At 53.5% G+C, this 22,322-nt stretch carries 22 protein-coding genes; 11 read left to right on the top strand and 11 right to left on the bottom strand.

The window, feature by feature from the left end; all coding sequences use genetic code 11:
* Positions 1-5 precede the first annotated feature (5 nt).
* Positions 6-836 carry an ABC transporter substrate-binding protein gene (locus AMM48_RS13435; RefSeq protein ID WP_102784438.1) on the bottom strand — a complete coding sequence of 277 codons (831 nt, stop codon included), beginning with the start codon at positions 834-836 and terminating at the stop codon, positions 6-8.
* A gap of 64 nt (positions 837-900) precedes the next feature.
* Between AMM48_RS13435 and AMM48_RS13430 the strand changes: the two genes are divergently transcribed.
* The 8 genes from AMM48_RS13430 to atpC all read left to right on the top strand — a co-directional run bounded on the left by AMM48_RS13430 (position 901) and on the right by atpC (position 7,311).
* A complete protein-coding gene (locus tag AMM48_RS13430) occupies positions 901-1,221 on the top strand; it encodes a dATP/dGTP pyrophosphohydrolase domain-containing protein (protein WP_022731719.1) in 321 nt (106 codons plus the stop codon).
* Between the two features lie 33 nt (positions 1,222-1,254).
* Positions 1,255-1,575: a glutathione S-transferase N-terminal domain-containing protein gene (locus AMM48_RS22310; RefSeq protein ID WP_198413534.1), complete on the top strand. Its 321-nt coding sequence runs from the start codon at positions 1,255-1,257 to the stop codon at positions 1,573-1,575.
* On the top strand, positions 1,568-1,882 hold the full coding sequence (locus AMM48_RS22305; protein ID WP_198413533.1) for a glutathione binding-like protein: 315 nt from the start codon (positions 1,568-1,570) through the stop codon (positions 1,880-1,882). Before AMM48_RS22310 ends, AMM48_RS22305 begins: the two co-directional genes overlap by 8 nt.
* A gap of 498 nt (positions 1,883-2,380) precedes the next feature.
* Positions 2,381-2,938, top strand: a complete 558-nt coding sequence (locus tag AMM48_RS13420; protein ID WP_022731717.1) for a F0F1 ATP synthase subunit delta — start codon at positions 2,381-2,383, stop codon at positions 2,936-2,938.
* Positions 2,938-4,470, top strand: a complete 1,533-nt coding sequence (gene atpA, locus AMM48_RS13415; RefSeq protein ID WP_101303197.1) for a F0F1 ATP synthase subunit alpha — start codon at positions 2,938-2,940, stop codon at positions 4,468-4,470. Before AMM48_RS13420 ends, atpA begins: the two co-directional genes overlap by 1 nt.
* 30 nt (positions 4,471-4,500) lie before the next feature.
* Positions 4,501-5,394, top strand: a complete 894-nt coding sequence (locus AMM48_RS13410) for a F0F1 ATP synthase subunit gamma (protein ID WP_022731715.1) — start codon at positions 4,501-4,503, stop codon at positions 5,392-5,394.
* A gap of 52 nt (positions 5,395-5,446) precedes the next feature.
* Positions 5,447-6,865: a F0F1 ATP synthase subunit beta gene (atpD, locus tag AMM48_RS13405; RefSeq protein WP_102784437.1), complete on the top strand. Its 1,419-nt coding sequence runs from the start codon at positions 5,447-5,449 to the stop codon at positions 6,863-6,865.
* A gap of 41 nt (positions 6,866-6,906) precedes the next feature.
* Positions 6,907-7,311 carry an ATP synthase F1 subunit epsilon gene (gene atpC / locus AMM48_RS13400; protein WP_022731713.1) on the top strand — a complete coding sequence of 135 codons (405 nt, stop codon included), beginning with the start codon at positions 6,907-6,909 and terminating at the stop codon, positions 7,309-7,311.
* 100 nt (positions 7,312-7,411) lie between these two features.
* Here atpC and AMM48_RS13395 read toward each other — a convergent pair whose 3' ends face one another.
* The 4 genes from AMM48_RS13395 to AMM48_RS13380 form a co-directional block, all read right to left on the bottom strand.
* Positions 7,412-10,015, bottom strand: coding sequence for an FtsX-like permease family protein (locus AMM48_RS13395; RefSeq protein ID WP_146030411.1), 2,604 nt, complete (start codon positions 10,013-10,015; stop codon positions 7,412-7,414).
* Positions 10,016-10,039: 24 nt separating this feature from the next.
* Positions 10,040-10,486, bottom strand: a complete 447-nt coding sequence (locus AMM48_RS13390; RefSeq protein WP_022731711.1) for a response regulator — start codon at positions 10,484-10,486, stop codon at positions 10,040-10,042.
* Positions 10,487-10,804: 318 nt separating this feature from the next.
* Complete coding sequence (gene ccmI, locus AMM48_RS13385; RefSeq protein ID WP_102784435.1) at positions 10,805-12,097, bottom strand: c-type cytochrome biogenesis protein CcmI; 1,293 nt, start codon at positions 12,095-12,097, stop codon at positions 10,805-10,807.
* Positions 12,098-12,118: 21 nt separating this feature from the next.
* On the bottom strand, positions 12,119-14,101 hold the full coding sequence (locus AMM48_RS13380) for a heme lyase CcmF/NrfE family subunit (protein ID WP_102784434.1): 1,983 nt from the start codon (positions 14,099-14,101) through the stop codon (positions 12,119-12,121).
* Between the two features lie 206 nt (positions 14,102-14,307).
* Here AMM48_RS13380 and AMM48_RS13375 point away from each other — a divergent pair, with 206 nt between their 5' ends.
* Complete coding sequence (locus AMM48_RS13375) at positions 14,308-15,324, top strand: cation diffusion facilitator family transporter (protein WP_022731708.1); 1,017 nt, start codon at positions 14,308-14,310, stop codon at positions 15,322-15,324.
* Positions 15,325-15,406: 82 nt separating this feature from the next.
* On the opposite strand, the gene AMM48_RS13370 is transcribed toward AMM48_RS13375, so the two are convergent.
* The 6 genes from AMM48_RS13370 to AMM48_RS13345 all read right to left on the bottom strand — a co-directional run bounded on the left by AMM48_RS13370 (position 15,407) and on the right by AMM48_RS13345 (position 20,714).
* Positions 15,407-16,162: a PhoH family protein gene (locus tag AMM48_RS13370; RefSeq protein ID WP_022731705.1), complete on the bottom strand. Its 756-nt coding sequence runs from the start codon at positions 16,160-16,162 to the stop codon at positions 15,407-15,409.
* A gap of 337 nt (positions 16,163-16,499) precedes the next feature.
* Positions 16,500-17,726, bottom strand: a complete 1,227-nt coding sequence (arsJ, locus tag AMM48_RS13365; protein ID WP_102784433.1) for an organoarsenical effux MFS transporter ArsJ — start codon at positions 17,724-17,726, stop codon at positions 16,500-16,502.
* Between the two features lies 1 nt (position 17,727).
* The gene (locus AMM48_RS13360) at positions 17,728-18,768 is read right to left on the bottom strand and encodes an ArsJ-associated glyceraldehyde-3-phosphate dehydrogenase (protein WP_102784432.1); all 1,041 of its coding nucleotides are present in this window, start codon (positions 18,766-18,768) and stop codon (positions 17,728-17,730) included.
* A complete protein-coding gene (gene arsB / locus AMM48_RS13355; protein WP_102784519.1) occupies positions 18,765-19,820 on the bottom strand; it encodes an ACR3 family arsenite efflux transporter in 1,056 nt (351 codons plus the stop codon). The genes AMM48_RS13360 and arsB overlap by 4 nt, the downstream gene beginning before the upstream one ends.
* Before the next feature lie 20 nt (positions 19,821-19,840).
* Entirely contained in the window at positions 19,841-20,353 is a 513-nt protein-coding gene (locus AMM48_RS13350) for an arsenate reductase ArsC (protein ID WP_102784431.1), read from the bottom strand.
* Between the two features lie 31 nt (positions 20,354-20,384).
* Positions 20,385-20,714, bottom strand: coding sequence for a metalloregulator ArsR/SmtB family transcription factor (locus AMM48_RS13345; protein ID WP_022731700.1), 330 nt, complete (start codon positions 20,712-20,714; stop codon positions 20,385-20,387).
* 160 nt (positions 20,715-20,874) lie between these two features.
* Here AMM48_RS13345 and AMM48_RS13340 point away from each other — a divergent pair, with 160 nt between their 5' ends.
* Positions 20,875-21,189 carry a helix-turn-helix domain-containing protein gene (locus AMM48_RS13340; protein WP_102784430.1) on the top strand — a complete coding sequence of 105 codons (315 nt, stop codon included), beginning with the start codon at positions 20,875-20,877 and terminating at the stop codon, positions 21,187-21,189.
* A 49-nt stretch (positions 21,190-21,238) separates the two neighbouring features.
* Positions 21,239-22,273, top strand: a complete 1,035-nt coding sequence (locus tag AMM48_RS13335; protein ID WP_102784429.1) for a permease — start codon at positions 21,239-21,241, stop codon at positions 22,271-22,273.
* The last annotated feature ends 49 nt before the right edge of the window (positions 22,274-22,322 follow it).

The following is a 22,322-nucleotide window of genomic DNA, read 5'->3' as shown; positions in this document are numbered from 1 at the left end:
GTTGCCTAGTTGCCGTACTGCGATTTCCACCAGTCGACCCCGTCCGGGCCAAGATAGCGACGAAAAATTGTAAGCAGCCTGCCATCATGGCGCATGTCACGCAGGATTTTGTCATACTGGGCCAGAAAGACCTCTTTGTCCGGATAGTCGGATGCGCGCGAAAATGGATTGTAATAAGCAGCCCGCCGAAGTGGATTGTTCAAAAAGGCGATTTTGGCGCGGGATCCATTTTGGATCGTCTCATAGATAGTGCTGAGATAATTGACCGGGACAATATCAAACCGGTTTTCGAGCAGCATGGGAATCAAAAGATCATTTCGGGCAACCGTTTCGATATCCAGATCTGAATTCCAAAATGTCGGGGTATATGAATAGCCCGCAGCGGCCCCAACCCGATAGGCGCGCAAATCGGAATATTGATCAAAGTGAATGGTGCGCACGTCGTCGGCGCGAATGGCAAAGCGCCAATCCAGCAGCAGATGATTTTCATCAGGGTACAGCAGATAGGCTGACCGTTCGTCATTCTGTGACAGTGTCAGAACGATGTCGGAGTAACCGAGCCTGGCATTGTGAAGCAGTCGTTTGCCGCTATCGACAAAGCGGAACTCGTAATCCTTGATGTCCATTTCGCGCAAGACTTCGCGCATGATATCGACATCGATGCCGCGCGGGTTCTTACCCGAAAGCCATTTAAGCGGCGGCTCCGACAGTCCTTCAATCAGCAGCGTGCGGGCGTGTGCGGGTGCTTGGGCCATGATCAACCCTGCAATGACGGCAAGCAGCTGCACCGCCCGGCGAAGCGGCCAATGGGTTTTGCTGTCCTGCCTATGGATCATGTGCTTCTCATTAATTATGCTAAAAGCATCGTCAGCCAACTTACTTTATATGGGATGAATTCTTGTGAATAATTACAAAACAAATTCATCGAAGGCAGAAACGCAGCGCAGCATGTGCGACTGGGCCGAGGCAACGTTTGGGCCGGTCAGCGCACCGGTCTCACTGGTTGATCGTGCAATGCTTGAGATGGAAGAGCTTAAAGAAGCCGTTGTCGCGCAAGATCACGCCGAGATTGGCAAGGAAGCTGCCGACGTCTTAATTCTACTCTATCGGCTTGCCGATCAGTTTGGCCTTGATCTTGATCAGGAGGTCGCCGGAAAAATGGCGATCAATCGGTCGCGGACATGGGTGCAAAAGGGCGACGGTACCGGGTCACATATCTGAGCCTAACCTCCCATTCACTTTCAGGCAGACATTATGAGTTACACGCTTTTTTATGCGCCAGGTGCTGCGAGCATGGCAGTGCATTGGATGTTAATTGAGCTGGATGTGCCGTTTGAGGCGGTACTGGTAGACATTGACGGCAATCAGCAACGCAATCAGGACTATCTGCGCCTCAATCCGACGGGGCGAGTACCGACCCTTGTCGTAGATGATACACCATACGGTGAATCTGTTGCTTTGATGATGTTGCTGGCCGAACGGCATCCGGGGTCGGGCTTGTTGCCAGAACCAGAAACCGCGCAACGCGTCGAATGGTTGCAATATTGCCAATACATTGATGCCAGCGATGCGTGACTGGCTATATGCGGCCAAGGATGGCGACCCCAAAGGTGCCGCTGCGGTCAAAGCATTGGCTGAAAAGCGGATCAGCTCGGTGTGGGACGATTTCGAAGCACGGCTTTTGCGGGGCAAAACATATTTGATGGGCCCGACATTTGGCACGGTCGACATGTTCGCGATCATGTTAATGCGGTGGTCGCGTCATATGGGATGTGCCGCGACTGCCCGACCGGTGTTGCGCAGCTACATCAATCACATCTGCGCGCTGCCGTCTTATATTGAGGTGAATGAACGCGAAGGTCTTTCGGGATGGCCAAGCTAACGGCATTTGCATTTCCGTGGACGCGGTCGGCAAGGTCGCAAACCAGTTTGCTTATTCGTCTGGGCGTCTTCATTTTGATCCCAGAGCAAGTGCCTTGATCCGCAAAACAGACGCTTTGCCCGTTAAAATGTGAAGTCGATTACACATTTTTTGGGGAATCTGACCTTTTAAGGAAGGCGGATGTCGGAAGCCCCCATCAGAAAGTCGGGGGAATCGTACCTAAAAAGCGATTTTGCTAAGAGGAAATCCACGGAGTGCGGGAAACCGCTTGTTATAAAATAGTCGTAAGAAGTCGCGAAACGTCAGTGATTAGGCGCGGTTTTGCCACAACTTTAGGCAAGAATGAGAAAGTCCGTCCAAATGGGGTTGCGCGGGGGTTGCCCATGCAAAGGACATGTGATACCAAACGCTCGCTTCTCGGAAGGAAACCCTTTCGTGGAACCATTTTTTTATACGTATCCGAGTCGTTCTCATAACCAGAATTGAGGGCTTTCACCGGTGTCCCAAAATACTGCCGCGACCGGGCTCCAAGGGCGCTATGCCACAGCACTATTTGACTTGGCCAAATCGGCCAAGCAGCTTGATGCTGTCAAAAGTGATCTTGAATTGCTCGACCAAGCCATCGCAACAAGCGATGAGCTCCGGAATGTTCTCCGTAGTCCCGTGATTTCCCGGGATATGCAGGCCAAGGCGATGGCTGCTCTTCTTGATAAGCTCGGTGTTTCCGAGGTGACCAAGAAGACAGTTGGGCTTCTATGTCAGAAGCGTCGTCTGTTTGTCCTGCCGGGCGTAATCAATTCCTACCTTTCCATGCTCTCAGCTCATAATGGCGAAGTGACCGCTCAGGTGACCTCGGCAGCCGAGCTGAAGAAAGAGCAAATCGAAGCCGTTACCGGCGCTCTCAAAGAAGTTGTCGGCGCCACTGTAAAAGTGGACCTTAAAATTGATCCGGCGGTTCTTGGCGGTCTTATCGTCAAGGTCGGCTCCCGGGTTTTTGATGCCTCGCTTCGGACTAAACTTCAGAAGCTCGAGCTCGCTATGAAAGGGGTTGCGTGATGGAAATCCGCGCCGCGGAAATCTCCGCTATTCTTAAGGATCAGATTGCCAATTTTGGTGCTGATGCCGAAGTCGCCGAAGTCGGTCAGGTTCTGTCCGTCGGTGATGGTATTGCCCGTGTTTACGGTCTGGACAATGTTCAGGCTGGTGAGCTTGTTGACTTCCCAGGTGGTATTAAGGGCATGGCCCTTAACCTCGAAGAAGACAACGTTGGTGTCGTGATCTTCGGTTCTGACCGTACGATCAAGGAAGGTGACCAGGTTAAACGTACTGGCGCCATCGTTGACGTTCCGGTTGGTAAAGAACTTCTCGGTCGCGTCGTTGACGCACTGGGTAACCCGATCGACGGCAAAGGTGATCTGGGTGCAAAAGAACGTCGCCTTGCTGACGTCAAAGCACCGGGCATCATCCCGCGTAAATCGGTTCATGAGCCAGTACAGACCGGTATCAAGTCAATTGACTCCCTGATCCCGATTGGCCGTGGCCAGCGTGAGCTGATCATTGGTGACCGTCAGACCGGTAAAACTGCCATCATCATCGACACCATTCTGAACCAGAAGCCGGTGAACGATGCTGCGAAGAACGACAGCGAAAAGATGTTCTGCATCTATGTTGCTGTTGGTCAGAAACGTTCGACCGTTGCACAGGTTGTTAAGGTCCTTGAAGAACGTGGCGCGATGGAAAACACCATCATTGTTGCTGCGACCGCTTCTGATCCGGCACCGATGCAGTTCCTTGCACCGTTTGTTGCTTGCGCAATGGGCGAGTACTTCCGTGATAACGGCATGCACGCAACGATCTTCTACGATGATCTGTCCAAACAGGCAGTCGCATATCGTCAGATGTCGCTCCTGCTTCGCCGTCCGCCGGGACGTGAAGCATTCCCGGGTGACGTTTTCTATCTGCACTCTCGTTTGCTCGAACGTGCTGCGAAAATGAACGACGAAAACGGCGCTGGCTCGCTGACCGCACTTCCGGTTATTGAAACCCAGGGCAACGACGTTTCAGCGTTTATTCCGACCAACGTGATTTCGATCACCGATGGTCAGATCTTCCTTGAAACCGACCTGTTCTATAAGGGTGTACGCCCGGCTGTGAACGTTGGTCTGTCGGTTTCGCGTGTTGGTTCGTCCGCACAGATCAAAGCGATGAAGCAGGTTGCTGGCTCGATTAAGCTGGAACTCGCTCAGTATCGTGAGATGGAAGCATTCGCACAGTTCGCATCGGATCTTGATCCGGCAACCCAGAAACTTCTGGCCCGTGGCGCACGTCTGACCGAGCTGCTCAAGCAGCCGCAGTACTCGCCGCTTAAAGTCGAAGAGCAGGTTGTTGTGATCTACGCTGGTGTTAAAGGCTACCTTGACGGTGTTGCAATCAACAAGATTCGCGCCTTCGAAGAGCAGTTCCTGTCGGACATCCGTTCGAGTGGCGCTGACATCCTTGATGCGATCCGCACCGAGAAGGTTCTGTCTGATGACAGCGAAACCAAGCTTAAAGCGTTCCTCAGCAAGTTCGCGAAAACCTTCGCGTAAGTTTGAACTTTAGGCGAAGGAGGAAACGCAATGGCTAGTTTGAAGGATCTGCGCTCGCGCATTGCCAGCGTCAAATCGACGAAGAAAATTACTTCGGCGATGAAGATGGTGGCTGCCTCCAAGCTCCGCCGTTCGCAGGATGCAGCGGAAGCAGCGCGTCCCTATGCTGATCGCATGGGGACGATGCTGGGCCGCCTCGCAGCTGCGGTAGGTGGAGTGCAAGGGGCACCAAAGCTTCTGGCCGGTACTGGTAAGGATGACGTGCATCTGCTCGTCGTCTTCACCGCGGACCGCGGCCTTTGCGGTGGTTTTAACGCATCGATCGTAAAAGCATCACGTCTTAAAATTCGTGCCCTTAAGGCCGAAGGCAAGACCGTGAAGCTGATCTGTGTTGGCCGTAAAGGCGCAGATGCGCTTAAGCGTGAATTTGGTGGCGACATCGTCGCCCGGTATATCGGCATCGAAGGTAAGAAGGGGATTAATTTCTCTTCGGCTTCCGAAGTTGCTGACAAGGTTCTGGCGCTTTACGAAGAAGGCGAATTTGACGTCTGCACGATCTTCTACAACAAGTTCGTGTCGGCTATTTCGCAAGTTGTTACAGCGCAGCAGCTGGTTCCGTTCGCGGGAGCAGATGTTGAAGAGCAGGAAGAAGAAGTCACTGGTTCTTCTGCGGTTTATGAGTATGAGCCGTCTGAAGAAGCAATCTTGGCTGACTTGCTGCCGCGTAATGTTGGCGTCCAGATTTTCGGTGCCATGCTGGAAAGCAGTGCATCCGAGCACGGTGCGCGTATGTCCGCGATGGATAACGCAACCCGCAATGCCGGCGACATGATCGACCGACTGAGCATCCAATACAACCGCTCACGTCAGGCTCAGATCACCAATGAACTGATTGAAATCATTTCCGGCGCCGAGGCTTTGTAAGCGGGTCGCAGGAAGTTAACGGATAGTTTTGTCCGAGCAGGAGACAATACCTATGGCGAACAAGAAGGCGGGGAAAATTTCCCAGGTAATGGGCGCCGTCGTCGACGTTAAATTCGACGGCGAACTGCCTCCCATTCTGAATGCGCTGCATGTTGACAACAACGGTCAGCGTCTGGTTCTTGAAGTTGCACAGCATCTTGGTGAAAGCGCGGTCCGTACGATCGCGATGGACACCACTGAAGGTCTGCAGCGCGGTCAGGAAGTCACCGATACCGGTGACGCGATCTCGGTTCCGGTTGGTCCGGAAACCCTGGGTCGTATCCTGAACGTGATCGGCGAGCCGGTTGATGAACGTGGTCCAGTGAACACCAAGAAACGGTCCCCGATCCACCGCGAAGCTCCGGCTTTCATCGATCAGTCAACCGACACCGAAATCTTGGTTACCGGCATTAAGGTCATCGACCTTATCGCACCGTACACCAAGGGTGGTAAAATTGGTCTGTTCGGTGGTGCGGGCGTTGGTAAAACCGTCCTTATCATGGAACTGATCAACAACGTGGCCAAAGGCCACGGTGGTTATTCGGTCTTTGCCGGTGTTGGTGAACGTACCCGTGAAGGTAACGACCTCTATCACGAGATGATGGAATCAGGCGTTATCAATCTCGAAGGCGATTCAAAAGCTGCACTGGTCTATGGCCAGATGAACGAACCCCCGGGAGCACGTGCACGTGTTGCTTTGACCGGTCTGACTTTGGCGGAATACTTCCGTGACGAAGAAGGTCAGGACGTTCTGTTCTTCGTCGATAACATCTTCCGCTTTACCCAGGCTGGTTCGGAAGTGTCAGCCCTTCTCGGCCGTATCCCGTCTGCTGTGGGTTATCAGCCGACGCTGGCAACCGACATGGGTGCGCTGCAGGAACGTATTACCTCGACCAAAAAAGGTTCTATTACCTCGGTTCAGGCAATTTACGTTCCGGCCGATGACTTGACCGATCCGGCACCTGCAACTTCGTTTGCTCACCTTGACGCGACCACGACGCTCAACCGTCAGATTGCCGAGCTCGGCATCTATCCGGCAGTTGATCCGCTCGATTCTACCTCGCGTGCACTCGATCCGGGTGTCATCGGCAAGGAACACTACGAAACCGCACGTGAAGTTCAGCGTATTCTGCAGACCTACAAAGGTCTTCAGGACATCATCGCCATCCTTGGCATGGACGAGCTTTCGGAAGAAGACAAACTGGTCGTGGCACGTGCCCGTAAAATCCAGCGTTTCCTTTCGCAGCCTTTCCACGTTGCAGAAGTCTTTACTGGTAGCCCGGGCGTGTTTGTTCAGCTCGAAGACACCATCAAAGCTTTCGCGGCGATCTGCGCTGGTGAATACGACCATATGCCTGAACAGGCATTCTACATGGTCGGCACCATCGAAGAAGCCATCGAAAAAGCCAAGAAGATGGCCGAAGCTGCCTAAGGCAGTTTCGGTCCCCCTCCGGCTAAGGAGCGAGGATTGTCATGACTGATACGACTGTACTGGAACTTGTTTCGCCGTCTGCCCTGCTCAAATCCGAGCCGGTCGAGATGGTCGTTGTTCCGGGCATGGAAGGGAATTTTGGTGTGCTGCCAAAGCATGCACCAATGATCTCGACCATTCGTCCGGGTGTCATCGACATCTATGCAGGTGGTAAGGTTTCCGAGCGTATCTTCGTCGCCGGTGGTGTTGCAGAGGTTAATCCCGAGCGTTGCACCATTCTGGCGGAAGAAGCGGTTGCGGTTTCCGATTTGAAAGCCGACGACGCGCAGGCACGTCTTGAAGCAGCAGATGCTGCTCTTAAGGCCGCCAGCACGGCACACGACAAAGCCAATGCCGAGCGTGAGCTCGAAATTGCGCGGGCACAGATTTCCGCCCTGTCGAACTAAGAGTCGGTTCTACGATTTTAAAAAGGCCGCCTGTTTTTGCAGGCGGCCTTTTTGTTTGTTGGTGCTCGTAATGAGCATTGCAAGATAAGCGGGCGGTTGATTAACCGCGCCAACCTTGTTGCCTGCGTAGCGCCAAACGTTGCAAAAGTCCCCCTGCACCAAAGCCAAGCAGTGTGACCATCAGCATAGCACCCCCTGCCGCCATGCCCGGAAACGCAATGACCTCTGCCCCAATGGCATGTGCAGCCAAAGTCGCGATCCCCCCGCCCAGAAAAATGCCAACAAAGCCACTGCCAGCCACCGCAATGCCGGTTTCCCAGGCGGCAATACTGTTTATTTGACGCGGTCGCACGCCAAGGGCACGCAACATTGCAAGTTCCTGTGCCGTGCCTTGGCGTAGCGCAATAAGGCCACTGACCACCACCAGACATGCCCCCGCCGTTGCGAGTAGGGTCAACGCCATCATCGCGATGACCACCTGATCAAAAAGCGTTTCAAGCTTAACCAGAACGTCTTGCACTCGGATCGTCGGCACATTTGGAAACTGTTGCTGTAGCGTGCTTTGAACAGATGCGATTGTCTTGGCTTTGTCTAGCCCGGTATCGGCATCCCCTCCGAGGTCAAGGGTACTGATCAACCCGTGCGGTATTGGTTCCGTCGGTGGCGACAGGACGATCGGGAAATCAAGCGCAAGGCGTGTCCAGTCGATCTTGCGAAGATTTGCAATCGTGACCTGCTGCGGGTTGCCCAGCATATTAAGGGTGATTTGATCGCCGATTGTAATGCCAAGGGCATGCGCTATATCCGCATCCAGTGATGCGAGACGCCCTGCATCATGCCCCGTGCGCCACCACTCACCTGTGACTATGCGATTGTCCTGGGTTGCCTTATGCGGATGATCCGTCCATGAAAGGCCACGGTCGCCCCGTACGAACCACTGGTATCGCCGGGGAACATTAATCTGGCTGATCGGGGTTTGATTGATATGGGTGACCCGTCCATGCATAAACGGCATTTGATCAATGTCGGTGACTGCTGCCATGGCTTCTGCCGTCGCGCGAAAAGACGGGCTGTCTTCTGGCGGCAGATCAAAAAACACCAGATCAGGTGTGTCACTTGGCAATGTCGACGTCAGATGATGTCCAGCCTGAATAGCAAATAAAACGACCGCCATAAGGCAGGTCACGGACAGCCCGATTGATGTCATGACGGTCAATGTTGGCGCGCCGGGCCTGGCAATATTGCGCAACGCCAAACGAACTGACGGCGGCAGGTTGTAAGATCGGGTCGAAAGATATCGGCAGCCCCGACGTAGCCCGACGGCGATGACCGCAAAAAGCATCAGGCAACAGATCAGTCCGACAATCAGGACAACTGAAAACCAGCCAAACCCGATTAGTTTACTGGAAACCGACAGCAGTGCGGTGATGATGGCGCCATAAAGGAATGTTCTGATCGCCGTTTGACGGGGGTTGGCACCGGTTTGGGCCCGCGCCACCTGATGGCGAAACAATGCGCTTGGCGATGTGATGCTGGCCTTGGTTAGCGGGCTGATGGATATCAGGGCGATGAGAAGGACAACAAACAACGCCACTGCGCCAAAGCGGCTTAGGGATGCGGGGACAGAAACCGCAATATCAAGCCCCGCTATATTTGCAAAAACAGGTACAGCAAAATATTCAATCATCAGCGAAAGCACGCCGCCAGTGACCAAGGCGAGAAGGGTAACGCACCCGATTTGGGCGGCAATGGCGCCTAAAACCTGTTGGCGTGTGGCACCCATGCTGCGCAATACGGCAAAGCGCGGCTGGCGTTGGTCAATATCTGCGCGCAGGGCATTTTGCATCGCTGTTGCGCAAATTACAAAGATGGCAATGCCAATCAAACTGACAAACGCCATGGCGAAATCATTGATGCGCTCAATCCCCGGAATTCCATTGGTGGCATTGACGATTCGCCATCCTGCATCGGGGAACTTTGTTTCTATTGCCTCAATGATCTGACCGCTTTGGGCGTGTTTGTTTGGATCAAGGCGCAGCCGCGCATACCAGTAAACCTGGCTTTGTGTCGTGCCAAGGTTGGTAGTCTGAAAGGCGTTACTTGAAATGATGATCCGAGGGCCGAGTGAGAAAAGCCGGAAGCTGCGTTCAGGTTCGGTTTTGATCACATCGCGAATGATGAAAGCCTGCCCGCCAAGTGTAACCTGATCACCAAGGCGCAGATGCAATGCGTCCAGAAAGTTGCTGGCGACGATCGTACCGGGCATACCATCTTGCACCGCGAGTGCCGTCTTGATTGATGAATTTGACGACAGCACCAGATCACCATACAGCGGATATGTGCCGTCAACTGCCTTCATCTCGGCAAGGATTGAGGTGCCTTCGTTTTCGGAGGCAACCATGATCCGTTGTTCTGCCGTCAGGCTAAGCTGACCAAACCGTTCAAGAAAGGCGATTTCTTCCGGGGTTGGGGTGCGGTGAAACAACCGCAGTGAAATATCCCCGCCGATGGTTTGCTGAGCCGATTGCAAGGTGGCATCGCGGATGGTCTGGGTCAGGTTGGTGCAAACAGCAAGAACCGTGATGGCAAAGACCAATGTCGCGAATAACGACCAAAGCCCGATGCCGGGTTGGCGCAACTCGCGAAAGCAAAAGCGTAAGCTTGCCGGGATATGTCTGGAATATCGAGAAGTCTGCAGGGACAAGGCAGTCTCGCTGGCACGCGTGGTTTACGGCGTGGGGGTTAAGGCAAGTCCCAGCCAGAATGATTCGATCATTTTCATAAGATCAATGAACTCTGTCACATCGACAGGTTTGCGCAAATAACAGTTTGCACCAGCAGCGTAACATAGGTCGACATCGTGTTCCGCTCCGGATGTTGTGAGTACGATCACAGGGATGGACGCAGAGTTTGGATCATTGCGGATATCGTGCAGCATCTCGCGCCCGTCTTTACGCGGCATATTCAGATCAAGCAGGATCAGCCGTGGGCGCGGGGCATTGCGATAAGGGCCGTCTTGTTGCAGGAACTGCAGCGCTGTCATTGCATCCTTAACGTGGTGCAATTCGACCGGGTGTTTGAATTCCCTTAGTGCTTCGCGAACAAGCCGTGCGTCGCCCGGATTGTCTTCAATCAGAAGCAGGTTATTTGCCTTACCGCTTGTCGCAGGTGACATTGTCCCGATTATCCTTTTGGAGGGGTTTTTTCAAAGAAAATCCCATCTCTACGGCATATTACGATTGTTTTTTTAGTCAATGAAACAACTAAAAACCACCAGTTTCTGGTAATAATTGGCTCATGTATGCGTTGTACCTAATTTAGGTTGGGGCTGGAGTTAAGTGTCATTCTCACATTTTTACGCGAAAATCAATGCGCTTGGGTGCTGTATGGGTATAAATCCCTATTCGTGAGTATGATACATAATATCCATTAAGGGCGGTTAGAAGGGGGATTTGAAAATTTTTATGATCAAATTGCACCCCCTCATAAACCCCTAGTTGACGCGAAGACCAAGCTCGTCAGCCAGTGTTGTGAAGCGTGCAACCAGTTCCGAACGGTCCGCAAATTGGGTGGTCGCGCGGGTATAGGCGGCCTGCGCTGCGTCCATGTCCCCGATCACGCTATAGGCCCGTATCAGACGCGCCCAGCCTTCCGGATTTTCTGGCTCGGCTTCAAGGCGCTCGGCCAGATTGTTGACCATGGAGGCGATCATTTCCTGACGTTCTTGTGGCGTCATTTCCTCAGCAGCTTTGACGTCATCTTCGGTTGGCCCGGCCATCATCGGGGGAGATGGTTTGACATGAAGTCGCCCTTCAATATCAATGCCTTGCGCCAATGCGGCATCTTGTATGCGCGATACCACCATTGGAAGCCATCCCGCATCGGCCGGTGCGTTGTTGGCAAGGACGACCCACCGGTCAATGGCCGCGGGGTAATTGCCGTCCTGAATATCGCCAAGGCCAAGATAATACTGAATTCGGGGGTCGATACTTTCCGTCTGTGCCGCCTCGGTCAGCGCGCCGCGTGCGATGGCATTAATCTGGCCGTTATCGGCGCGAATGACACTTTCGGCATACATCGCCAGATAATCACCATCCCGACCTGACAGCTTGACCGCTTCAAGAAAGGCGGTTTGGGCCTCCGCCGGTCGGCCAAGCGCCATCAGGCTGGCACCGAGCAATTCCCATCCTTGAATGTTGTCGGGGTTTTCCAGAAGCTTTTGCGAAAGATCGCTTACGGCCCGGTTCAGGACGTCATTTCTGTCCTGGTCCATGGCTTCGGCCTGACGGGCGGCATTGATTTCTGCCGTTCGACTGGCAATCGGGCGATCGGGCAAGGCAGGGCTGCCAAGATCAAGATAAAGTCCAACCCCACCGATCAAAAACAGCGCGACGAGCCCGGCAATCAATGGGCGCAGGCGGGGCGATCCTTTGATGTTTATCTGGGCGGCCGATTGTTCTTTGATGCGCAGATCTGCGTTCAGGATACGTCGTTGCACTTCGATGCGTGCGGCACTGGCCTGCTCGGTCGTGAGAACACCACGATCAATATCACGATCAATTTCAGACAGCTGGTCCTGATAAACTGCAAGATCACGCAGAATCTCATCATCAGCCCCGAGTATATCGGGTGCAGTATCCGGTTTGCTGTCGGTGTTCGTGTCGCTCGGATTTTCTTTCGCGTCACTGCGAACAGACTGAGCTTGTTTTCTGTTTATCCAGATCGGCCACAAGACAAAACCCGCCACCAGCAGGGTAACTGCGCCAAGAACAATTGCGATGGTCATAAATATTTCCTGTCGTGACGCTTATTCTGCGGGGGCTGGTTTGGCGGATGCTTTGTGGGATCGGACCGGCGCACCAATGCGATAGCGCCGATCAGACAATGACATTAAACCGCCAAATACCATGACAAGGCCACCGGCCCACATCCATGGGATCATTGGTTTGACGTAAAAGCGCGTGATCCATTTGCCACTTTCATCCTGATCGCCGATGACGGCATAGATATCACCAGTAAAGCCCGAACGGATTCCGGCCTCGGTGGTTGGCATGCCTTCGACCGTGTAGACACGTTTTTCCGGTGTCAAAACAATGGTGCGTTCGCCCGGGGTGGTAATGGTCACTGTGGCTTCACGGGCAACAAAGTTCGGTCCCTGATATTCGCGAATATCAGACAGTGTAAAGCGATGATCGGCAATATGGGCACTTTCCCCAATGCCAAGCGATTGCACCGATTCTTGCGTCCATGCCTGTGATCCGGTGATCCCCGCAACCACAATCGCCACGCCAGCATGAGCCAGCATGGTGCCATGGGCAGAGCGCGGCAAATCGCGCATGCGGCGCAGACTGGTGGCAAAAGGTGCCCGGAACAGTTTGATCCGTCCCGCCCATTCAAGGATGGAGCCGATAAACAGCCACGCAGCCAGCCCCATGCCAAACAGCGCAAAGGCCGGACCACCCGAAAGCCAAAGCGTAACCAGTACGACCACGGCGGCAACCGACAGCGCAATCTTGAGTTTGCCCATCACGGCAAACAGATCGGCCCGTTTCCATGGCATCATCGGACCAAATGCCATGGCAATAATCACCGGCGTCATGATCGGAACGAATGTCGCATTAAAGAACGGCGCGCCAACCGAAATCTTTTCACCCGTAAGGGTTTCGAGCAACAGCGGATACAACGTGCCAAGCAACACCATAGCTGCGGCAATCGACAGCAACACGTTGTTGAAAATCAAGGCCCCTTCGCGCGAAATTGGCTGGAACAACCCTCCGCCCTTAAGGGTCGGTGCCCGCCACGCATAAAGCGTTAACGACCCACCAACGGCGATACACAGCAAGAACAGGATAAACACGCCGCGCGTTGGATCGGTGGCAAAGGCATGCACCGATGTCAGCGCACCCGACCGCACAAGGAAGGTGCCAAGCAATGAGAAGGAAAACGCCAGAATCGCCAGAAAGATCGTCCAGCTTTTCAACGCATCGCGCTTTTCAACAACGATAGCGGAATGCAGCAACGCAGTTCCAGCCAACCATGGCATGAAGGATGCGTTTTCGACCGGGTCCCAGAACCACCAGCCGCCCCAGCCAAGCTCGTAATAGGCCCACCACGATCCAAGACCGATACCTGCGGTCAGGAAGACCCATGCCGCCAGTGTCCATGGCCGTACCCAGCGCGCCCACGCCGGATCAACCCGGCCTTCAATCAGGGCGGCAACGGCAAAGGCAAAGGCAACAGAAAACCCGACATAGCCGAGATACAGGAAGGGCGGATGGATGGCGATGCCCGGATCTTGCAAAAGCGGGTTCATACCTTCCCCGTCAAGCGGCGGGTTCAAAACGCGCTCAAACGGGTTGGAGGTCAGAACGATGAATAAAATAAACCCGGCCGCGATCAGCCCCATAACGCCCAGAACACGCGCAAGCAATGTCGGCGGTAAATTGCGGCCAAAGGCGGCAACCGCCCCACCAAACAGGGTCAGGATCATCACCCAAAGCAACATGGACCCTTCGTGATTGGCCCAGACACCGGTGATTTTATAGATCATTGGTTTGGACGTGTGGCTGTTGGCCAGAACGTTCAAAACAGAAAAGTCAGACGTCACATAAGCATAGGTCAGTGCAACGAAGCTTGCCGCGACGAGTGCAAAACATGTGATGGCCAGACGCGGGGCAACCAGTAACAACACCGGATCACGGCGCGATGCCGCGATAAACGGAATGGTCGACTGGGCAACTGCCATTACAAGGGACAGTATCAACGCGTAATGTCCGATCTCTACAATCATCAGTTGGCCTATGGTTGTGTTTTATGTGCCTGAACGCGAGATATAATCGCTTGAATGTGGCTTGGAAACCTTGCGGAATATCAAATATGCGCTATTTGCGGCACAGTGACCTCGGAAAATATGGCAATAGACATTACATATTGCGTCCAAACAGGCTATAAAATGCCTGTTAGGCTGCGGAAATTGAATGCTAAAGGTCAGTTTATATGAGTCAATGTCCCGTCATTGACATTGCACAAAAAGAAATGTGGGCGCGTCGTGCAACGACGGCCTCCATTGTCATTGCTGCAACACTGATCGGGATTAAGGCCGTTGGCTGGTTCCTGACCGATTCTGTTAGCCTCCTGTCATCAATGGTCGACAGCATGCTTGACGTTGGCACCGCTGTTGTCAACTTTATGGCTGTGCGATCCGCATGGCGTCCGGCCGACCATGATCATCGCTTTGGTCATGGCAAGGCCGAACCGCTTGCCGGACTTTTCCAATGTGCCTTTATGATCGGGGCGGCGGTTTTTGTCGTTGCCGAAGCATCTTCGCGCGTGTTCGAACCCCAACCGATTCGCTTTGCTACCGAAGGCATCTGGATGATGGCGGTATCGATGGTCATGACTTTTGGGCTGGTATTGCTCCAGCGCAAAGCAGCCCGCGTTTCGGGCTCGGTCGCGGTTGAAGCCGATTCGTTGCAATATACCAGCGATATTCTGGCCAATGCGGCGGTGATCCTTGCCCTTGTTCTTGGCATGTCGGGCTTCCTGTGGGCCGACCCGGTGATTGGTGTTCTGGTTGCCGGGTTCCTTGTCGTATCGGCGATCAAGGTGGGCAGACATTCGATCAAGGTTCTGATGGATGCGGAACTGCCCGAATCCGATAGTCAGCGGATCATTGATCTGACGATGAAAAATGCATCCGTGATCGGCATTCACCGTCTGCGGACACGGTCATCGGGCGTGCATCGCTTTGCCGAGATTGAGTTGATCATGGATGGCGGCATGTTGATGCGCGAATCGCACACCATTTGCCATCAGGTGATGGACAGCATCCGGGCGGAATATCCCGATCTTGATATCACCATTCACCCGGAACCCCCCGAAGACATCCACCTTGATGAGTTCAGCGGATATACCGAAGACCCTGAATTTTGGCACACCGGTCGGGCAAAACGCGCCGGGCAGGATGGCATTCCGGTATCAAACAGCGGTGAAATTGCTGCGATGGGCCGGTAAAGCCGATCTGATATTCCCCAAAAAAAGTGGCGGACCCCCTCGGGCCCGCCTTTTCTTCTTTGGTTTGCTGCGTCGGATCTTGTTAAAGAACGGTCAACATGCTTGCGACCAGTGGGTGACGGACGATATCCTTGTCACGTAGTCGGACGCAGGCAATGTCTTCGACATTTTCCAGACGATCTGACATTTCCGACAGGCCCGACATTTCTGGCAGAAGGTCGGTCTGGTCCGGGTCGCCGGTCAGGATCATGGTTGCATTCCAGCCAAGGCGGGTCACCAGCATCTTAAGCTGCCCGTATGTGCAGTTTTGCGCCTCATCAATCACGACGAAGGCATTGTTGAGTGTCCGGCCACGCATATAGCCAATCGGGGCGATTTCAATCGTGCCGTCCGAGATATAGGTGCGAAGCCGTTTGGTGCCGAGACGATCATTCAGCGCGTCATAAAGCGGGCGCAGATACGGGGCCATTTTGGCTTCAACATCACCGGGCAGGAACCCGATGTTTTCGCCCGCCTCAACTGCCGGGCGGGCCAGAACGATGCGGCCAATTTCGCCTTTATCAAGCGCTTCAACTGCTTTGGATACCGCGATATAGGTTTTGCCCGTTCCCGCAGGGCCAAGTGCCAGCACAAGGTTAAAGTCATCGATTGCCGTCATCAGGGCTGCTTGGTTTTCACTTTTTGGCCGGATGTGACGACGGAAACTTTGGTCGCGTTGTCCTTTCTCTTCGGAAGTTTCGAGAGGGTGCCAATCGGCGTTTTTTTCATCAAACAGGTCATGGACATTGTTGTCTGACTGTTGCGGACGATTACGACGGCGTGCTGCGCGTTTACCCATTACGATCACCTCATCAATTGTGCCAAAAAAGCAAAACGCGCCGTTCCATCATGGAAGGGCGCGCAATCAATTTTCATATTCAGATGGAAGTGGCGGTAGGAGTTTCCGCCGGACACATCATGTTGCATGTGCGATCCGGGGGGCGAAAATTCTCGTTTTAAGACGCTTTCTCGCGGCACTCGGGAACTCCTCCTGCGGTCTAGTTATTGACCGTTAATTGGAATCGTACCCCTATATGCAGTGTCTTGTCACGGGTTTTTGTATGATGAAATTTCGATGAATTTGGAAAATGAGTCTTTTCATATGCTTATCTTGCATCTGCGAAGAAGATTTTTATTCAACTCTGCGGTGCGGGTGTCTGATGGTTCGGTAGAGCCACACTGATGATCCAACTGATGGTTAAAAACGCAATTGAGGTCACAAGACATCCAACCAGCCCGCCATAAAAGTAAGCCACCCCGGAAAGGATCGTTCCGGCAAGGCGTCCCATGGCATTGGACATGTAGTAAAACCCGACATTCATCGCGACCTTGTCGCCATCGGCATAGGCCAGTATTAAATAGGAATGCAGCGATGAATTTATCGCAAAGACAACCCCGAAGACCAAGAGCCCGGCCAGAACCGCAAATTCTTGAGCGAAACCTTGTTGAACGGCACTTGCAATTGCGACCGTGACAGCGATCAGGGCAACAATCCACAGCCTTGCGGTTCGGCCATCGGGTTCATGGCTTTGTGCGCGGAGCATTTTGGGGGCAATTGCTTGGATGAAACCATACCCGATCACCCACGCTGCCATATAGGTGCCAACTTCAATGTGGCTCCAGCCAAGTTCAGCCGCCAAAAATACAGGCAAACCGACAACGAACCAGATATCGCGTGAGCCAAATAAAAACAAACGTGCAGCTGAAAGAATGTTGATCTTGCAGTCCGGGGAAAAGACGTCGCGAAATTTGGGTTTGAGGGCGTTGGTCGGACCCGACATTTCCGCGCCAAGAGATAGAGCGACGGCAATCAGCGTGATGCCAAGTCCGGCAGCCATGGCCAAAAGGGCCCCCGAAAATCCCAACCACGATAAAAGCGCGCCGCCCAAAAAGAAGCCAACGCCCTTCAACGCGTTTTTCGATCCGGTCAAAAGTGCTACCCAGCGAAACAGCGCACCTTTTGCCTCGGTCGGGACAAGAACCTTGATTGCCGACTTGCTCGACATTTTGGTTAGGTCCTTGGCAACACCCGATGCCGCCTGAAGTCCCATGACATAGGCGACCGAAACAGCAGGAAGCCAATCAGGGTTGGTAAACGACAGTGCGGTTAGCGATGCGATTTGCAAGATTAATCCGGCAAATAGTGTAAATCGCAATCCACGCGCCTGTGCCAGCCACCCACCCACCAGATTGGTGATGATTCCGGCAAATTCATAGAGAACAAACAAAAGCGCGATCTCGAATGCCGAATAGCCCAGTGCGTAAAAATGCAACAGAACCAGCATCCGCAATGCACCGTCGGTTAGGGTGAAACCCCAATAGGCACCCGTAACCAGTGCATAATTTCGGATCGCGGATGACATTTTATGCTCCACTGGTGCTATGGCTGGGCATGCTTTGGGCAACTTTGGCGGCAAGATCGACCATGCGGCAGACATATCCCCATTCATTGTCATACCACGCCAGAACTTTGACCTGACGTTTGTCGATCACCATGGTTGATCCGGCATCAATGATCGAAGACCGGGAATCATTGAGGTAATCCGCACTAACAAGCGGGCGTTCTTCATAGCCTAGAATACCCGCCAGATAGGTTTCCGATGCGTCGCGCATCAGACGGTTGACCGTTTGGGCATCGGTATCTTGGGCCACTTCAAACACGCAATCGGTCAGTGACGCATTCAAAAGTGGTACGCGCACCGCAATACCGTTCAGTTTTCCGGCGAGTTCCGGGTAAATCATGGTGATGGCGGTTGCTGATCCGGTGCTGGTCGGAATCAGTGACTGCAGGCAGGATCGCGCACGGCGCAAATCCTTGTGCGGTAAATCGACAATGGTCTGGGTGTTGGTGACATCATGAATGGTGGTGATTGAACCATGCACAATGCCAAGATTTTCGTGAATGACCTTGACCACCGGTGCAAGACAGTTGGTCGTGCAACTTGCCGCGGTCAAAAGGTCATGCTGTGCCGGATCATACAGATCGTCATTCACGCCATAGACAATATTAAGCGCACCTTCCTTGACCGGCGCGGCCACGATGACCTTTTTGATCCCCTGATCGAAATAGGGCTGGATGGTCTCTGGTGTTTTGAACTTTCCGGTGCATTCCAAAACAATGTCACAGCCAAATGCAGCCCAGTCGGTCTCGCCCGGTGTCGGGTTGTCGCTAAACGAGATTTTATGCGTCTGGTCAATCACGACCTGATCGTCAATACATTCAACGCCTTTGGTCCAGCGGCCATGCACGGAATCAAATTCCAAAAGGTGGGCTGCGGTTTTTGCCCCGCCATTGATTTCGTTGATATGGACAAATTCAAGGTCAGGATGCCCGAAACCAGCGCGCAGAGCCAAGCGTCCCATACGGCCAAACCCATTGATACCAATGCGCATTTTTCCGGTCATTTTGAAACCTCGGAAGTTTGGGATGTGGTGGTTTTTGCATCCGCAAACCAATGACGTGACCGGTTGGCAATCGCGACAAGCGACAGCATCACCGGTACTTCGACAAGCACGCCAACCACGGTTGCCAATGCCGCACCCGATGAGAACCCGAACAAACCAATGGCGGTGGCAACAGCCAGTTCAAAGAAATTGGATGCGCCAATCATCGCTGATGGGGCCGCAATTTTATGCTCAACGCCCAGAACCTTGTTGGCGACATAGGCAATTGCAGCAATGAAATAGGTTTGTAGAATGATCGGCACCGCCAGCAGCACAATAATCATCGGCTGGGCAAGGATTTGCTGTCCCTGAAAGGCAAACAGCAAGACCAGCGTCGCCAGCAGAGCTGCCATGGAAACCGGTTTGAGTTTGGCATCAAAATGCGCAAAGGCCGTTTGCCCCCGTGCCATGAAGAGCTGGCGGAGGAATTGCCCGACAATGACCGGGATCACGATGAAAGCAACAACAGAGATGGTCAACGTTTCCCACGGAATGGTAATCGCCGAAATCCCCAGCAAAAGTGCGACAATCGGTGCAAAGGCAAAAATCATGATGGTATCGTTCAGCGCAACCTGGCTGAGCGTGAAATTCGCGTCCCCCTTGGTCAGGTTGGACCAGACAAACACCATGGCCGTACAGGGAGCCGCGCCCAAAAGGATCAAGCCAGCGATATAGCTTTCAATTTCGGCCTCTGGCAGAAGCGGGCGAAACAGGACCCCGATAAATAACCAGCCAAGAGCGGCCATGGTAAAGGGCTTGATCAGCCAGTTCACCCCAAGTGTAACCCCAATGCCGCGCCACTGTTTGCCGACTTCATGAAGGGCCTTGAAATCAACCTTCATCAACATCGGTACAATCATCAACCAGATCAGGATGGTGACCGGTAAATTGATTTCATAGGCGGTCAGATTGCCAATGGTCTGAAACAGGCCCGGGAGCATTTCACCAAGGGCAATGCCAACCACGATGCTGGCCGCGACCCAGACGGTTAAGTAGCGTTCAAACAGGTTCATCGGGGCATCTTCTTTGGTGGTCATGCGTCCTCGCTTGATGTGATCTGGCCGATTTCATCGAGCTTGTGCTGCAATGACAGCCGATCGAGTGACTGGGACGGAAGACTGGTGAAAATCGAAATACGATTGCGCAGCATCCGATAGGCGTCGGCAAAGGCCAGACGTTTTTCGGCTTCGGTGCCGGTAACGGCTGCCGGGTCAGGAACGCCCCAGTGGGCAGTCATCGGCGATCCCGGAAAGATCGGGCAATCCTCGTTGTTCATGGTGTCACACACGGTAAAAACGAAATCGAATTTGACTTCGTTTTTCTGGGAATAAACTTCCATTTCCTTGGATGAAAATTCTGACGGGTCATGATCAAGCGATTGCAGAAGATCTGCTGTATAGGGATGAATTTCACCGCGCGGGTGGGAACCTGCGCTAAACCCGAAAAAGTGGTCATGCCCTTCTTTTTTCAGGATGGCTTCGGCCATGATGCTGCGCGCGGAATTAGCTCGGCACAGAAAAAGCACGTTATAGGTTCCACCAGACATGTCGCTTTGTCCTTTGCAGGGAAAGAATGAATTAACAGCAGTCCTTGGAGGGGGCGGTCAGTCCACATAATTCCGGACGACCATGGCAGCAATCATCTGTCAGGAACCCAAGAAGACCGCGCATCACTTCGGGCACGATGCGATAGATCATGGATCGACCGTCACGGGTTGCGCTGATTAATCCTGCATTGCTCAATGTTGCCAGATGCGACGACATGGTGTTGTGCGGAATGCCGACCTTGCGGGCAAGTTCGCCTGCAGCCATGCCGGTTTCACCCATTTGGGCAAGCAAGCGAAAAGCCGAAAGTCTGTGTTCCTGTGCCAGAGCCCCAAGGGCGGCAATTGCATTGTTTGTGTCCATATGTCGAGAAGTATCGACACAACTGTTGTTTGACAAGTGACAATTCTGTTTCAAAGCGGGTTCTGGGACGTGATCCTTCAGAATGTTCAGTATTATCAGCATCTTGATGGAGAGGGAAAAACGTCTTTAAATAACTAGAAATATAGTTATAATTGGCGGCATGAAGGAAACAGACATTGCCCCTCTCCTGGCCGCATTGGGCCATTCGGCCCGTCTGGGCATTTTCCGTCTGCTGGTGCGGGCGGGAGAAACCGGATTGAATATCGGTGAAATCGGTCGCCATACTGGTCTTCCGGCCTCGACACTGGCCCACCATTTGGGTGCGCTTGTTCAGGTTGGGCTGGTTCGGCAGGAAAAACACGGTCGCGAGGTCGTTAATCACGCCGAGATCCTGGCGGTGCGCAACGTGCTGGGAACACTGATTGATGAATGCTGCATCGGGGTTGATGTCGGGCAGGCGAAAGAGATGGTCTGAGCCATCCCTTTTTTTGCCTAAACATAACTATTATACTAGGGATATGGATATGTCAAATATTGCATTGAAACTTCGCCGGTTTGCCGAAACCGGCAGGTCCCTTGACCGGGTTTGGGTCACCATTGTCGCAATATTGTTGGCATTGGCCGTGGTCGTGCCTGCTCAATTAGCCGGCAGTCTGGTCTTTACCGGGCAGCAGCTTGCGTCGGTCGCACCATTCCTGCTGTTGTCGGTGATGATTGCCGCTTGGGCCGGGGCAACCGGGGCAGATAGCCTGATTGCGCGCGCTTTCAGTGGTCATCCTGTGAAGATGGTCCTGATGGCGTCTGCATTTGGCGCATTGTCGCCTTTCTGCTCGTGCGGCGTGATCCCGCTGATTGCTGCCCTGTTGTCGATGGGCGTTCCATTGGCGCCGGTGATGGCGTTCTGGTTGGCGTCCCCGGTGATTGATCCGGCAATGTTCATGCTGACTGTCGGCACCATTGGGATGGAATTTGCGGTCGGTAAATTGCTTGCCGCGATTGCACTTGGTTTGATTGGCGGTTTTGCCACGCTTTGGCTGACCCGGCTTGGTTTCCTGACCGACCCTTTGCGCGAAGGGATTGGAAACGGCGGCTGCGGCGGGGGTAAGATGCGGTCCCCAAAGCCGCCGGTATGGCGTTTCTGGCAGGAACCGGACCGTACGGACAGATTTCGCCGGGATGCCATCAAAACCACCCTGTTTCTGGGTAAGTGGCTGGCCTTGGCGTTTTTGTTGGAAAGCCTGATGGTTACCTATATTCCAGCTGAAACAGTTTCGGCTGCTGTTGGCGGGGATGGCGTTTTGCCCGTCCTGATCGCGACCCTTGTCGGTGTTCCTGCTTACCTGAACGGGTATGCCGCTCTGCCGCTGGTCGGTGGACTGATCGGTCAGGGTATGCAGGCTGGTGCCGGTATGGCATTTCTGGTTGCGGGTGGTGTATCGTCCCTTCCTGCTGCGATTGCGGTCTTCGCACTCGTCAAGAAACCGGTTTTCGCGCTGTATCTTGCCTATGCCCTGATCGGGTCATTCGCTGTCGGGCTGGTGTTCCAGATTGTGCACTGAACCGGTCGTGACGGGCAGAATTCATACCCGTCATGACGATTTCGGGATG

Origin of the sequence: Thalassospira sp. GB04J01, assembly GCF_000751115.1 — a bacterium.
In the GTDB taxonomy this organism is placed as follows: domain Bacteria; phylum Pseudomonadota; class Alphaproteobacteria; order Rhodospirillales; family Thalassospiraceae; genus Thalassospira; species Thalassospira lucentensis.
Note: the sequence above shows the minus strand (reverse complement) of the source record. Positions and strands in the feature narration are given on the sequence as shown.

What these genes read in the sequence shown, in the direction of transcription:
- atpD (WP_102784437.1), top strand. Translation starts at nt 5,447, where the DNA reads ATGGCGAACAAGAAGGCGGGGAAAATTTCCCAGGTAATGGGCGCCGTC.
- atpC (WP_022731713.1), top strand. Translation starts at nt 6,907, where the DNA reads ATGACTGATACGACTGTACTGGAACTTGTTTCGCCGTCTGCCCTGCTC.
- arsB (WP_102784519.1), bottom strand. Translation starts at nt 19,820, where the DNA reads ATGAACCTGTTTGAACGCTACTTAACCGTCTGGGTCGCGGCCAGCATC.
- AMM48_RS13350 (WP_102784431.1), bottom strand. Translation starts at nt 20,353, where the DNA reads ATGTCTGGTGGAACCTATAACGTGCTTTTTCTGTGCCGAGCTAATTCC.
- ccmI (WP_102784435.1), bottom strand. Translation starts at nt 12,097, where the DNA reads ATGACCATCGCAATTGTTCTTGGCGCAGTTACCCTGCTGGTGGCGGGT.
- AMM48_RS22310 (WP_198413534.1), top strand. Translation starts at nt 1,255, where the DNA reads ATGAGTTACACGCTTTTTTATGCGCCAGGTGCTGCGAGCATGGCAGTG.
- AMM48_RS13375 (WP_022731708.1), top strand. Translation starts at nt 14,308, where the DNA reads ATGAGTCAATGTCCCGTCATTGACATTGCACAAAAAGAAATGTGGGCG.
- AMM48_RS13410 (WP_022731715.1), top strand. Translation starts at nt 4,501, where the DNA reads ATGGCTAGTTTGAAGGATCTGCGCTCGCGCATTGCCAGCGTCAAATCG.
- AMM48_RS13340 (WP_102784430.1), top strand. Translation starts at nt 20,875, where the DNA reads ATGAAGGAAACAGACATTGCCCCTCTCCTGGCCGCATTGGGCCATTCG.
- arsJ (WP_102784433.1), bottom strand. Translation starts at nt 17,726, where the DNA reads ATGTCATCCGCGATCCGAAATTATGCACTGGTTACGGGTGCCTATTGG.
- AMM48_RS13370 (WP_022731705.1), bottom strand. Translation starts at nt 16,162, where the DNA reads ATGGGTAAACGCGCAGCACGCCGTCGTAATCGTCCGCAACAGTCAGAC.
- AMM48_RS13380 (WP_102784434.1), bottom strand. Translation starts at nt 14,101, where the DNA reads ATGATTGTAGAGATCGGACATTACGCGTTGATACTGTCCCTTGTAATG.
- AMM48_RS13345 (WP_022731700.1), bottom strand. Translation starts at nt 20,714, where the DNA reads ATGGACACAAACAATGCAATTGCCGCCCTTGGGGCTCTGGCACAGGAA.
- AMM48_RS13360 (WP_102784432.1), bottom strand. Translation starts at nt 18,768, where the DNA reads ATGACCGGAAAAATGCGCATTGGTATCAATGGGTTTGGCCGTATGGGA.
- AMM48_RS13335 (WP_102784429.1), top strand. Translation starts at nt 21,239, where the DNA reads ATGTCAAATATTGCATTGAAACTTCGCCGGTTTGCCGAAACCGGCAGG.
- AMM48_RS13390 (WP_022731711.1), bottom strand. Translation starts at nt 10,486, where the DNA reads ATGTCACCTGCGACAAGCGGTAAGGCAAATAACCTGCTTCTGATTGAA.
- AMM48_RS13435 (WP_102784438.1), bottom strand. Translation starts at nt 836, where the DNA reads ATGATCCATAGGCAGGACAGCAAAACCCATTGGCCGCTTCGCCGGGCG.
- AMM48_RS22305 (WP_198413533.1), top strand. Translation starts at nt 1,568, where the DNA reads ATGCGTGACTGGCTATATGCGGCCAAGGATGGCGACCCCAAAGGTGCC.
- atpA (WP_101303197.1), top strand. Translation starts at nt 2,938, where the DNA reads ATGGAAATCCGCGCCGCGGAAATCTCCGCTATTCTTAAGGATCAGATT.